The sequence below is a fragment of the Shewanella cutis genome, from assembly GCF_022410515.1.
Classification (GTDB): Bacteria; Pseudomonadota; Gammaproteobacteria; order Enterobacterales; family Shewanellaceae; genus Shewanella; species Shewanella cutis.
Genome location: NZ_JACSDI010000001.1, coordinates 81,900 through 95,242 on the forward strand (window position 1 = coordinate 81,900; position 13,343 = coordinate 95,242).

General features: G+C 47.9%; 10 protein-coding genes. 1 reads left to right on the top strand and 9 read right to left on the bottom strand.

Annotation, left to right across the window (positions count from 1 at the left end):
* Positions 1-196: 196 nt before the first annotated feature.
* The 6 genes from H9J30_RS00570 to H9J30_RS00595 all read right to left on the bottom strand — a co-directional run bounded on the left by H9J30_RS00570 (position 197) and on the right by H9J30_RS00595 (position 7,905).
* Complete coding sequence (locus tag H9J30_RS00570) at positions 197-2,443, bottom strand: xanthine dehydrogenase family protein molybdopterin-binding subunit (RefSeq protein ID WP_240129238.1); 2,247 nt, start codon at positions 2,441-2,443, stop codon at positions 197-199.
* Between the two features lies 1 nt (position 2,444).
* Positions 2,445-2,939: a (2Fe-2S)-binding protein gene (locus tag H9J30_RS00575; protein ID WP_240129239.1), complete on the bottom strand. Its 495-nt coding sequence runs from the start codon at positions 2,937-2,939 to the stop codon at positions 2,445-2,447.
* A gap of 3 nt (positions 2,940-2,942) precedes the next feature.
* On the bottom strand, positions 2,943-3,650 hold the full coding sequence (locus H9J30_RS00580; protein ID WP_240129240.1) for a nucleotidyltransferase family protein: 708 nt from the start codon (positions 3,648-3,650) through the stop codon (positions 2,943-2,945).
* On the bottom strand, positions 3,650-4,663 hold the full coding sequence (locus H9J30_RS00585) for an XdhC family protein (protein ID WP_240129241.1): 1,014 nt from the start codon (positions 4,661-4,663) through the stop codon (positions 3,650-3,652). The genes H9J30_RS00580 and H9J30_RS00585 overlap by 1 nt, the downstream gene beginning before the upstream one ends.
* 211 nt (positions 4,664-4,874) lie before the next feature.
* The gene (locus H9J30_RS00590; RefSeq protein ID WP_240129242.1) at positions 4,875-6,614 is read right to left on the bottom strand and encodes a methyl-accepting chemotaxis protein; all 1,740 of its coding nucleotides are present in this window, start codon (positions 6,612-6,614) and stop codon (positions 4,875-4,877) included.
* A gap of 646 nt (positions 6,615-7,260) precedes the next feature.
* Positions 7,261-7,905, bottom strand: a complete 645-nt coding sequence (locus H9J30_RS00595; RefSeq protein WP_240129243.1) for an MBL fold metallo-hydrolase — start codon at positions 7,903-7,905, stop codon at positions 7,261-7,263.
* Between the two features lie 179 nt (positions 7,906-8,084).
* Here H9J30_RS00595 and H9J30_RS00600 point away from each other — a divergent pair, with 179 nt between their 5' ends.
* Entirely contained in the window at positions 8,085-9,374 is a 1,290-nt protein-coding gene (locus H9J30_RS00600; RefSeq protein ID WP_240129244.1) for an alpha/beta fold hydrolase, read from the top strand.
* A gap of 219 nt (positions 9,375-9,593) precedes the next feature.
* Here the strand turns inward: H9J30_RS00600 and H9J30_RS00605 are convergent, their stop codons facing one another.
* The 3 genes from H9J30_RS00605 to H9J30_RS00615 are packed head-to-tail and all read right to left on the bottom strand — an operon-like array spanning position 9,594 to position 13,245.
* Positions 9,594-9,977, bottom strand: coding sequence for a cytochrome c3 family protein (locus H9J30_RS00605; RefSeq protein WP_240129245.1), 384 nt, complete (start codon positions 9,975-9,977; stop codon positions 9,594-9,596).
* Between the two features lie 41 nt (positions 9,978-10,018).
* Positions 10,019-11,656: an HAL/PAL/TAL family ammonia-lyase gene (locus tag H9J30_RS00610; RefSeq protein WP_240129246.1), complete on the bottom strand. Its 1,638-nt coding sequence runs from the start codon at positions 11,654-11,656 to the stop codon at positions 10,019-10,021.
* 35 nt (positions 11,657-11,691) lie between these two features.
* Positions 11,692-13,245: a flavocytochrome c gene (locus H9J30_RS00615; protein ID WP_240129247.1), complete on the bottom strand. Its 1,554-nt coding sequence runs from the start codon at positions 13,243-13,245 to the stop codon at positions 11,692-11,694.
* Positions 13,246-13,343 lie beyond the last annotated feature (98 nt).

The window sequence follows — 13,343 nt, forward strand, 5'->3', positions numbered from 1 at the left end:
GCGAGTCCACATACCTTAAATCACTTGAGTAAACATATTAGTTAAATTACCTCAAGTTCGGTAACAAAAACCTGATCTATTGCTAATTTTCGGCATTAATGCCCGTAAATTTACAAACAAGCAATGTATTTGTGGTAAAAAAACGAAAAAAGCGCTTATTAGGCGCTTTTTTGCTCATTGCAGCTCTGTTAACGGACTACACCTTTAACTGTTTATTTACCGGCAGATCTCGGATCCGCACTCCCGTGGCGGCAAATATAGCATTGGTTAGGCTGGGCGCTACTGGCGGTACACCTGGCTCACCTACTCCCGCAGGCGGAGCATCCGAGTCGATAATGATGATCTCCATATCTGGCACTTGAGGTAAACGTAGAAGCGGATAATCATGGAAGTTAGACTGCATCACCTTACCCTCTTGGTAACTGATCTCCCCCATAAGCGCCAAGCTTAGACCAAAGACAATCGCACCTTCGGTCTGCGCTTTCACCCTGTCGGGGTTAACCACTGTGCCGGCATCAATGGCGGCAATGGCATTGAGCACTTTAAGCTGTTTATCATCACCAACCTCAACCCGTATCGCCACCGCCACCACACTCACAAAACTTCGGTGCACCGCAAAGCCCCAACCTTGATTCTTACCCGCTTTAGGTGCCTTAGCCTGTGCTTGTTCTACCGCCTCAATCACCTTGAGATAACGGCCAATATCGACGGGATGGCGAGTTAACTCTTCACCATAGTTGCCATATTTAAAGCCTTGGTTCTCAAAGGTCTCTCGCCTTGGCTGCCCAAGTAAGCTGCGCCACATATCGGGACAAGATAACTTGGCTTTATGGGCCATTTCATCAACAAAACTGCCCACGCCAAACCCATGCTGAATATTACATACCGAGCGCATCCAACCGATACGGCTGTGGGCTGTGGCCTTAACGGCCTCGTAGCGCAAATGCGGTAAAGCAAAAGGAACGTCCACAAAACCTAAATCCAACTCCCCATCGGACGGATATTCCACCCCTTCAGCAAAAGTGGAGCTGATCGACGGGAAGCCTGTACGCGCCAGTAGCGCCGTGGGTTTGTTATTGGCATCGAACAAGGCCTGATAACACTGGGCACTAATGGCATGGTAATAACCGTTTTGGATTTCATCCTCGCGGCTCCAGCTCACCTTTACCGGCCGTTTAAATTGCTTGGAGAGTAGTGCCGCCTCGACACTGAAATCCGGTTTGGACTTGCGTCCAAAGCCGCCACCCAGTAGCGTCACATTCACTTTGACCGCGTCTTCAGCAATATCTAGAGCCGCAGCCACATTTTGCTGGGTACTTTGCGGTGTTTGGGCCGAAGCCCAAATCTCACAGCCCTTATCGGTCACATTGGCCGTCGCCACTGGCGGCTCGATGGAAGAATGGATAAGGTAAGGCACCGTATAAATCGCCTTAAGGGTATCGTTCTTCGGCCAGGCTTTGACCTCATCGCCAACTTGACGCACCACTTTGCCAGGAGCTTGTACCTTGTCCACCAGCTCTTTAAGGTAGGCTTTAGAATCGTGGCTGCTGTTGGCCGACTGAGTCCAAGTCACTTTTAACGCTTTACGGCCTTGCAAGGCGCTCCAAGTGTTAGTGGCTACCACAGCTACGCCACCTAAGGCTTGAAAGGCGGGAGCGCCCTTAGGTGTAGGTAAACGGTACACATCGACCACACCCGCCACCTTGCGCGCCGCACTATCGTCAAGACTTGCCACATCGCTCCCCAATACAGGTGGGCGCGAAATGCAGGCATAAAGCATGTTATCCACTTGAATATCATAACCATAGACAGCTTTACCCGTGAGCATGGCCTGCATATCGACGATCTGACGCGACGCACCGATTTGCTTGAAATCCTTAACAGCTTTTAATCGCAACGAATCAGCAGCAGGCAGTGGTAACGCGGCCGCATCGAGAGCCAACTCACCAAAACGGGCAAAACGGCCAGATTTGGCATGCAGCACTTTATGATCTTTGGCCTGCACTTCACTCACTGGCACTTTCCAGCGAGCTGCAGCGGCTTGCTCAAGCATAGTACGGGCCATCGCCCCCATCTCACGCATGCGGTCATAGTTTTCGCGGATACTGCGGCTACCATCGGTATTTTGGCTGGCGTAGCGTTTGTCGGCAAGCCCTTGGATAGGAACGATTTTATCCCAATCGGCTTCAAGTTCCTCGGCCAAAATTTGTAAAATCCCGGTGCGGATCCCCTGCCCCATTTCAGAGCGGTGACAGGTGAGATACACCTTGTCATCCTCACCAACGGCGATAAACAGATTAAGCCGCGCCAGCTGATCCTGTGCCAATGCCATTGGACTCCAACTGAGGCCACTCGCCCCAAGTGCGAGACCGCCCCCGACAGCGCCAAAGAGTTTTAACACATCGCGGCGACTAATATTTTCAACTGCGGTGAATGTACTCATCTTAGCCCTCCTGCTTGGCATAGCTTTGCAGTGCCGCTTTGATGCGAGGATAGGTACCACAGCGACACAAATTACCCGACATGGCTGCATCGATTTGTTCAGCCGACGGTTTGGGATGCTGAGTGACTAAGGCCGCTGCCGACATTAGTTGCCCCGCCTGACAATAACCACACTGGGGCACATTGTGCTCAGCCCAAGCATTTTTAAGCTTTTGATTATCCAGCCCTTCAATCGTAGTTAACTGCTTACCTTGCGCCTGCGACACGCTGGTTAAACAAGCCCGCACAGGCTGGCCATCTACATGCACGGTACACGCGCCACAGAGCCCTGCACCGCAGCCATACTTAGTGCCCGTTAAGCCTAAAATATCCCGTAACGCCCAGAGGATGGGCATATTGGGATCCGTATTTAAAGTAAACGATCTGCCGTTAATGGTCAGGTTTAGGGATGTCGTTGTAAGACTTTTGTCCTTCGCCGCCGAGGATGGTATTGCCATAACTCACTCCTTAAGTGCCAACCACGACGCAAGATCGGCTTTAGTATCAATATCAATCGCGGCATGGGGTAAGGGAACAGCCACTAACTCACCCACATTTGCCAGTTGTTTTAAGATGGATTTGGCGCCGCGATCGCCGGTCAAATCCGTTAATAAATCGAGTATTGAGGCATTAAAAATAGCAGGGGCGCCTAATTCATCCAACTTATCTTGTCCATTCAAGGTCCCAGCTTCGTTCGCATAAAGCGCGGCCACAGATTGCTGACTGGTTTGCCAAGTCTCAATCAACTGCCGATAGTCTTCAAATGTCAGCGCAACCTGATCCGCTAAGGTGAGTAACATGCCATCAAACTGCTGCGCTTTTGCATAGTCCACCGCAATCCGCAATGACGATGCCAAACCTGTTTGCCAGTTTGGATTATCAAGCAACGTCAGCTTTACCGCCCCTAGGGCTTTAAGTTGTGGGCGCAATAATGTTTGATGGGCACCGAGCACCACCAGCAGTTCGGCATCTAATGCGCCTAAGGATTCTCGCCTGTCTTTTGGTGATAAGATGAAATTAGCCAAACACGCAATATGGCGCTGCAATAGGCTTTGCCCACGATCTTCACTGGTGGACGTAGCTAAACTTTGCGCCAGCTTTATCCCCTGAAAACGCCGACTTTCGCCCGCCGCGAGCACGGCAATTAGCAGTCTTTGGCAGCTTTGCATTAAGGCATCATGCCATCGAGCGTGGAAAACGCCGCGCCATGAAGTACCCCATGGCATTGAGCTAAAATACTTAATGCAATCGCACTCGGTAATTCACCACCAAGGGCAAGACCCGCGGGCGCGGAGAAAAAACCGCTAAATGAATCGACATTAAGGTCTGCGATGCTGAGCACTTTATCCCGCCGATGGGCTGGCCCTAAAAGCGCAACATACTTTAGAGCAAAAGGTTGAATCACTTTTAATGCCGCCGCATCTAAAGTCAGGTTATGATGCATCACCACAGCGCAATCTAAGTTTGCGATAAGGGCTGTGGCATCATCTGGGCTTTGTTTGACGATATGGGCATGGGGGAAATCCGCCGTTCTCGCGTAAGCAGTGCGGCTATCAAACACGCTTACCTGCCAACCTAAACTGTGGGCAATCGCAGCTACAGGTTTGGCATCGATTCCACCACCAAAAATCCCTAAATGAAACCGCGGTCTTATGGGGATGATCAATGCATCTCCTGATTGCTGACTTAATACGCCAGCTTTAACAAAATCTTCCGTAGAAAATGGCGCATTTTCAGAAGAATAAAACTGCGCGGAGTAACTGCGAGCATCACTTCCCGCGGACACTAAGGGCAATTGGTAAAACCCTGATTGCCCCTTGCGAAACGCCTGCACTATATCGACTAGGCCAAGATCGTGATTCTCTTTAAGTAGTGGTATCAACATGATATCGACTTTACCACCACAGCCTAAGCGGTAGCTGGCATCGGATTCGTCCGTTGCATCATAGGTAACACAGCCAATCTGACGCGACTGCATGGCATTTTGTGCATGGCGGCGCAGGTCCGCTTCTAAACAACCGCCACTCAATATGCCTGCGCCTTGGCCAAATTCGTGGAATAACATCATGGCACCAGGTTTACGGTAGGATGAACCTTGAATATGGGTGATCACCGCAAGTACCCAAGCATCGTCTGCGAGTGGTAGCCAATGCTCTAATAAGTCTTCCATTTGGTGATCCATCAACAACTCCCCATCTATTTCGCTAACCCAATTGATGTGTTAAATGCCCCGATTGTCGTAAATCAGCGGTTTAAAATATTATCTTTATGTAGAACAAGCTAACAAAGGAAAATTGAATTTAAAAGGGGAAGACGGGAATAACAGCAAATGGGTAAACGAAAAAGCAGACATCCTTGTCAGCATTACCGAATCCATAGCCGAAAGTTAAATCTTAAAACTGATACTCCCCTGCTTTAGTCCGCAGTGCTTGAGATTGATAATCTAAGCTTATGGACGTAGATTCAATTTGCTCAATAATTTGTGAGACCTCGCGGGAATTATCACGGATCACCATAAGACTGGTCGCGATATCCTTTGATACCAAAGACTGTTCCTCGGTTGATGCCGCCACTTGGGTATTGATCCCATGAATCGCACCCGTACTTTGGCGAATATCATCAAATACCGCCACAATACGTTGTAATTCAACCGAGGCTTTTTGCATCAAATTGGCAGCTTGAGTCACTGAATTGCCCACCTGATTGGTGCGATTTTGTAAGCTCGCGACAATATCATCGATTTCCTTGGTGGAATCTTGGGTACGCTGCGCGAGTGAGCGAACTTCATCCGCGACCACAGCAAAACCCCGCCCTTGCTCTCCCGCCCTTGCAGCTTCAATTGCGGCATTGAGTGCGAGTAAGTTTGTTTGCTCAGCAATTGCTTTAATTACACTTAATACATTACTGACTTGCGTACTCTCATTCACTAAATGCTGCATCGAATCTTGAGTAGTCGTAAATTCACTTTCAAGTACAGACATCGCATTAAGCGCCTCAGAAACCGTATTCTGACCAACTCCCACATGGTTTTCATTTTCAGCCGCACGGATTTCGGCGTTTGAAGTACTTTCACTGACATGCACTAAGGTGGTGGTCATTTCCTCCATAGCACTCGCACTGGCATCAAGCTCTTTGGCAACGCGATTAGAGCTTTCTCGGGAGACTTGAATCGAGGCCTTGGTTTGTTTAGCGAGATCAGCAACCTCCTTAGCAATACCATCTGTTGTCGCTAAAGAACTGGCTAATGAGGAAATAAATAAGTTGATTTGATTGACGATTTCACCAATCTCACCTTGGGTAGAGACTGAGATCCTGCGGGCAAGATTTTTTGACCTTTGAATATCGAGTAGCTCATTACAGGTCTTTATCAGCGGTGTCACAATCCTGCTCTTAACAATCATAAAGCCGCCGACGGCCACTAAAATCACTAAAAACAGTACAAACTGCGAGCTATTGAGCGCCATGTTTAAAGAATCCAATCGATTATCCATCTGCGCATCGGTGCGTTTGTCTAATGCGGTAAAAAATTGATCAATAGGCTCCATAATTTTTGCTTTTTCTCTATGGTATTGATCACTATGCAGCAACTCCCTCGCCATTGTCAGATTGGGCTCACCTTTAATGCTGTAAGTCTGGGTATTGGGATCGATAAAAATCCCTTTTACCGCATTCATTGCCTTAACTTCTAGGTCGACTAAGGCATCAGAATTTTGCTGAGCCTGTTCAAGGTAATGGAATTCTTCATCGGAAAAACCCAAGGCTTGCATTTGGCTTTTAATCGCCACTCTAGCACCGTCTGGCTTAGGTTTATCGCCATAACTAAGTACAAGATCCCAATAAATCTGGTGATATTTTTCCGGCCTAGGTTTTTCGCCGTTACGAATAGCCAAGATATCCATATACATTTTTTCGTACTTTTCATCCCCAGTCACCGCATAGGTGCGGGCGAGCCGAGTCAAATCATCGGAGCTTTGCCGTAATTCATCGGCAATTTGATAAGAATGGTAACGAATGCTGGCCGCATCGTTAAAGAGTTCAATCTTAGATTTAACATTAAAACTCAGTACCGCCGTAATAACCGCACTGACGACTATGGTGAAAAACACAACACTCATCATCGTTTTTGTATTCATAGTTACCCCGATAGAAAATCCAAACACAGGATTAAGTCTAGTCGGAAAAATGTAACTAAAAGGTAAATAAAGCAGGTTTCGAAAAATATTGTATTGATTTAAGAACGATTATCACTTGTATAAATCGCCTATGATTCAGCAGCTCAGTGCCAGCTGCTTATATCTATGGAAGTCAAATATGAAAAGTCATACGCAAAAGAAAATAGATCGGGCCATAAATGGCGTTTAGCCAACCTTATAACAGGGAAATTGTATTGCTAATTTAGCTAGGGCGTGTTGACGTTTCAGGGTTATTTTTGCAGCAGTTTGACTGGCATTTATGCAAGGCAAAGTCTGTGCAGTGTCGTTATTCTACATAAACGGACGATAACGCAGCAGAAACGCCAGTCAAACCCTGCCCGAAGGGCTCGTCTGGCAAGCCCTTGCTCTTACTTTCTGTCATGAGAGCCGCTCGTCATTTGAGTAGAATAACGACACATCATTCCTCGTTTCGCGAGCACGTGCTTGCCAGAACGAACAAAATCTAATCTCGAAACATCAACACGCTCTAGGCACGCCAGATACCAAATGTGTGCCTGACTTAGCGACGTGCAATTTGTGGGAGGACTATTTCAATATACAAATATCGGCCTCCAAGCCGCTGCACTTAAAGCAATAACTGATCCGCCACAAAGGGATTGTGTTCACGTTCTTCACCAAAAGTGGATATAGGGCCATGACCGGGAATAAATTCAACATCTGCGCCTAAAGGCCAGAGTTTAGAAGTGATGGAATGGATCAAGCTCTGATGATTTGACTGTGGAAAATCAGTGCGGCCTATCGAACTTCTAAACAGAATATCCCCGACCCATGCAAGCTTGGATGAGGCCGAGTAAAATGCCACGTGTCCTGGTGTATGGCCGGGGCAATGCAGCACAGTTAAGCTTTGCTCCCCCACAGTAACTGTATCGCCATCATGCAGATATTGATCAGGCTCAAAGGCATCACAGTGGGGAAAACCAAAGTTTTGACTCTGTTTAGGCAGATTTTCAATCCAAAACTTATCCGCCTCATGCGGACCAATGATCGGCACATTCGTTTGTTGTGCTAATAACTTAGCGCCGCCAACATGATCGATATGACCGTGGGTCAACAGGACTTTCTCCAGAGTCAGTCCCAACTTGGCCATTTCGCCAAGAATACGGTCGACATTCCCTCCCGGATCGACAACCGCGGCACGCAGGGTTTTTTCACACCAGATCAAGCTGCAATTCTGCTGGAAAGGTGTCACAGGAATAATTTGGTACTTCATAGCTTCAATCTCGTGTTATCCATAGCCGATAGATTACGCTAAGAGGCTTATCATGACTCAATTTTTTACAATAAAAATTGATCTCAACCAAAGGCTAATCAAATAATCCTAACTTGCGACAACAGGGCTTTTGTATACAATCTGCCATAAACAACAAGCCCTACCCTTAAGGTTAATTGATGAAACCCGATATGATGCTCGCTGGTGTTTTCGCCAAAAAACACTCTTTTACGCTGCCGCTCAACTACCAACAACCGATTGGTGAGCAAATTACCGTGTTCGCTCGAGAACTCTGCGCCATTGAAAATAAAGATAAAAAATTACCCTATATCGTCTTTTTCCAAGGAGGTCCAGGTTTTGCTGCTATGCGTCCAGCGGGCAATAGCGGCTGGATCCGCCGCGCACTTAAAGAGTTTAGAGTCTTATTACTCGATCAGCGGGGCACAGGACTTTCAAGCCCCATTAATTATCAAAGCCTTGCTCACCTTCCTCCCCAACAACAGGCCGAATATTTAAGCCATTTTAGGGCTGATAATATTGTCCGTGATGCCGAAGCGATTCGCAGCCAGCTGTGTCCTGCGGATAAATGGGCAATCCTCGGTCAAAGCTTTGGTGGCTTCTGCGTACTGCATTATTTAAGCGCCGCGCCGCAAGGCGTGAGTGAAGCCTATATCACTGGCGGCATTCCCTCCTTAACACGCAGCAGTGATGAGGTGTATCAAGCGACTTATCAGCGCGTATTGGCTAAAAATAATGACTTCTTTCATCGCTTCCACGATGCACAGCATCTCGTTACTCGCCTTGCCAAACATTTACTGGAGAACTCGGTATATTTAGCCACGGGTGAGCGCCTCACTGTCGAAATGTTGCAACTGCTCGGCATTAATTTAGGCATGGAGCAAGGCCCCGAGTCGGTTTACTATTTGCTTGAACAAGCACTGGTGCGCACGCCACAAGGTGAATATGTTAATCCCCTATTTTTAAATCATTTCTGCCAATTGCTCGACTACAACACTAACCCTATTTTTGCCCTGTTACACGAGGCCATTTATTGCCAACACAACGCTTCACAGTGGTCGGCACACCGAGTACGAGAACAATATCCAGCATTTAACTATAAGATTGGCAAGCCTTTCCTGTTTACTGGTGAGATGATTTACCCGTGGATGTTTGAGCAATTTAGCCATTTAGTTCCACTCAAAGCCGCTGCGGAAATCCTTGCCGATAAGGCAGACTGGCCTGCGCTTTATAACCTTGAGCAACTTAGCCATAACCGCGTGCCCGTTGCCGCGGCGATTTACAGTGAAGATATGTATGTCGAAATGAACTATAGCCTTGAAACCGTCAAACAAGTTGCAAACCTAAAGTATTGGTTAACCTCAGAATATGAACACAATGGTATTCGAATGGATGGCGAGCGGATCTTAGATAAGCTCATCAGCCTCAACCGCGGTGATATCTTAAGATAAATGTTAATTTTTTTAAGGGTTAATTAAGTAAAAGCTGTCATTGTGTGCAGGCTCCTCATCCAAATGAGTGATTTTGGCTACAACGTTCAACGACCTATTTTCCGTAAGAGTAATCCGAATTGGATTACTCTTTTTTTTGGAAAAAAAGCACCCAACAAGGTTGGGTGCATGACAACAGCTGTCAAAAAATGCAGGGGAGCGAGTTTAAAAAGGATGAAATTAACGTTTCATCTGGGGATATGTAAATTCATGGCATTGATTACAATAGACTTTACTTTCTTTATGCTCCTGGTGGCAGTAAGTACAAGGTAGGTCAGTACCATAGTGCAGGCTGTCATGGGGATTAGGCTCAACCGAGTGACCCGCATCCGCAGGGCGCTGAGTCTGTTTAGCCACCTCCTGCGGTGAACCATGGCAACTACTGCAAGTCGCTGCGTCGGGAACTGTTTTACGTTTTGCATCACCGTGGCATGCCGCACAATCGACCTTACCATCAGCTCCAGTCATTACCTCTTTATGGTAATCCTTGATATTCATTGCATTAGCAGCCATAGGTGTAGCTAGCATGAAACCGAGTAATAGAATAAATACGGGTTTTAACATCAGAGTCTTCCTAGGCGGGGCATGCTGCCCCGCATCGCAAATTAATAATGTGTAATAAAGTCAGTAGACGCTTGGATATCCGGTGTGAATGGGCGATCTTTTGCAACAAAAGGTACTTTTGCACGGTAAGCCTTGTACATGGCTTGAGTCGCTTTACCTAGTTGCAGATCTGGGTTAGCTTGCTTACGTAAATCAATCGCTTGAGTAGAGTGTAATAACTCTAAACCATAGATGACTCGGGTGTTATCGACGATTTGGATCAGGTTATCTGATGCTAACTTAAGGTTAGTAAAGGTATCTTCAATGCCACCGGCGATAGAAATGCCATCAAAGGAGACTGGCGTCGCTAACTGTTTGTTACGCACTTGCATATCCACAAAGGCTTTTTGAATAGCACCAAAGGCATGGCCTTGGTTTTCTGGCGCACTTAAGAAGCGCGTTAGCTTAGTAAAGTGCTCATCGGACAAATGAATGGTCCGCATCACACTGTTATGGGACACATGGGTCAGCGCCACACTCAAGTTTTGCACTGCGAGAGCCACAGGTAAAGGTTCGAAGTTAGTGGTTGGGAATACCCCGCCCTGTCCTTCAACCATATACTTAGCCACCTGCGGGAACTGCGCATACTGGTTTGACGCGCCCACGATCACCGCAGGGTTATCATCGGAATGGTTAATTTGGATATTAATGACTTCATCCAATGAGGCTAACGCCTGCTCAGCACCCGCAAAGGTATAAGCCGTGGTTCTAAAGCTCAGCGGATCCTGCAATGGACGCTCATCATTCAACTGCCATAAATAGCTGCCATCAAGTTGTTTTAAGATGTCACTGGTCGCAGTTTTAATATAAGGGAACGGGCGGATATCATTGGTTTGTGGCAAGAATGGCGCCACGTTACCGTTTAAGCCTTCCAAACTTAAACCAAAGACAGTTGGCGACACGGACAATAATTGTTTCGCCTCACGGTAACCTTGCATTGCATACGCCACAGCAAAGGCGTTGTTAGATAAAATCGACAACGCATCTTTACCCATTGGGACTAATGGCGTAATGTCCGCATCGGCCATCGCTTCTTTACTGCTAACACGCTGACCTTTATAGAATACTTCCCATTCGCCAATCATAGCTAAACCAACATGGGATGAAAGTAGAATGTCCGCCTCACCCACAGTGCCCTTGGCTGGGATCACAGGCGTAAGTCCCTTGTTAAGATAGGCTTCATAAAGCTCAGCCACTTCGGGTTGCACACCGGTTTGTCCGGCCAGCATGGTATTTAAACGTACCGCTAAAGCTACGCGAGTGAGTCGAATGGGTGCAGCCTCCCCCACACCCGCACTGTGTGCACGTAAGGTGCTGAAGTTAAAGCTTCTGGAAGCATCGAGCACCGCATCACTCAGTTTGCCATTGGCATCAAACAGCTTGTGATCTTTGTTAAGCCCAACACCGACGGTTAAACCATAAACGGGTTTACCAAGACGCGCAGCTTCCATCAATAGTTCGTGAGCTTTCACTAATTGGGTTTTAGCTTGTGGGGCAATTTTTACTTTAGCACCATCGGCAATTGCCCACGCTTGATCTTGGGTTAAATGTTTACCGTCAAGCACCACTTGTTCCATCGCTAACGCACTGCCTGAGAGTAAACTCAAGGTGAGAGATGCCATCAACACTGATTTATTCATTATTATCTCCAACATTTTGTTATATTTAATAAAATCTAGGCTTGCTTGAGTGCCACCGCGCTCGCTGCGGCGCAGTTTCGGCCTGCATTGCGCCCCGTTACGACCCCTTCAGCCACGGCACAGGCACCTAATCGACTCGCCCCGTGGATACCGCCCGTGGCCTCGCCCGCGGCATATAATCCAGGAATGGCTTTATTGCTAACTAAATGCAGCACTTCAGATTGGGTGTTTACCTTCACCCCGCCCATGCAGTAATGCACCTTCGGCCACATACGCACCGCGTACCAAGGGCCTTTGTCTAGCACGATGGCCTCTTGCATTGGCCGATCGAATTCTTTATCGACGCCAGTCTTCACCGCCTCGTTCCAGCGCTCGACTTGCGCCTTTAACGCCTTAGCAGGCATGCCGTAAATTTGGGCTAATTCATCTAAGGTCTCGGCCTTGCTGATGACCTTGTATTTCAAGCCCCAATCAAGGGTTTGCGCCTTGCTGGCACCGGTGGCATTAGTAAAGCCAATGGGGTAGACAGGCTGCCCTTTTTCATCCCGTCTGGTCATAATGGCGTCGGCCCGCGCCTTACGATCAGCTAATTCATTGAAGAAACGCTCTCCGGTGCGCACGTCCACGACAATGCCGTGGGGATAGGTTGCAATCGTATTGAACTGGGATGCCGTACCAAATCCCTTCTCATCGGGAGACGCCCAAGGGCCAAGTTGAATTTGGTCTAAATGAATGGGATTGGCCCCAATCAGCATCATCTGCTTGAGCGCCTCTGAGGTTGCGCCAGCATGGTTGGTTGAATCTAAATCACTGTTTAACTCAGGTAATTGCATCATGCGATATTCAATATCGCGACCAAAACCACCGGTCGCCATAATCACGCCACGGCGCGCGCCGATGCGGCGTATTTTACCCGTGCGCTCATTGGGAAAATAAAAACCTTCACGAACTTCGACACCGATCACCCGTCCGGCATCATCTTGTACAAAGCCTTCGAGCTTGGTCTGATTTTTCATGATAACGCCCTTGTCTCGTGCGGCTTTGATCAAGGGACGAATAATGCCAGCACCGGAACTTTCAACGGTTTGCAGTACCCGTTGTACCGAGTGCCCGCCAAAGTGCTGCACGAAGGGTTTCCAATGAACACCGTAATCAATCAACCACTGGCAAGACTCGGCAGTACCGTTACACACCAGTTTGAGCATTTCCACATCGTTCATGCCACGACCTGCGCGCAGCATGTCCGCGACCATAGCATCGACCGAATCTTCAATCCCTGCCTGCTTTTGTAAGGGAGAACCCGCCACAGCCATCGCGCCACCGTTGATGGTAGAGTTGCCACCAAACACTGGCATCTTATCGATAACCATCACGCTGACGCCTGCTTCTCGGGCTTGCAATGCTGCGGACATTCCAGCAAAACCGCTGCCAACCACCAGCACATCCACTATTTCATCAAAGTTGACAGGGGCTGAAGCACAACTTGCCGTGGCAGGCAGCGCCATACTTGCCCCCAGCCCTGCGGCCATTACCATGCCTCCCTTTAATAACTGGCGACGCCCCGCATTAATATCTTGGGTTTTACTCATGCTGATTTCCTTCAATAATCACTGGAACTTGTCAGCTTGAAAGTGCAGGTGCTGTGCCAAGCAGCTAAAAGGAGGTATTTAAGTGGCGAACTTTGATT

Bases quoted from the DNA above. Each gene is read 5' to 3' on its own strand.
- H9J30_RS00580 (WP_240129240.1), bottom strand. From the start codon at position 3,650: ATGCAAAGCTGCCAAAGACTGCTAATTGCCGTGCTCGCGGCGGGCGAA.
- H9J30_RS00595 (WP_240129243.1), bottom strand. From the start codon at position 7,905: ATGAAGTACCAAATTATTCCTGTGACACCTTTCCAGCAGAATTGCAGC.
- H9J30_RS00615 (WP_240129247.1), bottom strand. From the start codon at position 13,245: ATGAGTAAAACCCAAGATATTAATGCGGGGCGTCGCCAGTTATTAAAG.
- H9J30_RS00600 (WP_240129244.1), top strand. From the start codon at position 8,085: ATGAAACCCGATATGATGCTCGCTGGTGTTTTCGCCAAAAAACACTCT.
- H9J30_RS00605 (WP_240129245.1), bottom strand. From the start codon at position 9,977: ATGTTAAAACCCGTATTTATTCTATTACTCGGTTTCATGCTAGCTACA.
- H9J30_RS00575 (WP_240129239.1), bottom strand. From the start codon at position 2,939: ATGGCAATACCATCCTCGGCGGCGAAGGACAAAAGTCTTACAACGACA.
- H9J30_RS00590 (WP_240129242.1), bottom strand. From the start codon at position 6,614: ATGAATACAAAAACGATGATGAGTGTTGTGTTTTTCACCATAGTCGTC.
- H9J30_RS00585 (WP_240129241.1), bottom strand. From the start codon at position 4,663: ATGGATCACCAAATGGAAGACTTATTAGAGCATTGGCTACCACTCGCA.
- H9J30_RS00610 (WP_240129246.1), bottom strand. From the start codon at position 11,656: ATGAATAAATCAGTGTTGATGGCATCTCTCACCTTGAGTTTACTCTCA.
- H9J30_RS00570 (WP_240129238.1), bottom strand. From the start codon at position 2,443: ATGAGTACATTCACCGCAGTTGAAAATATTAGTCGCCGCGATGTGTTA.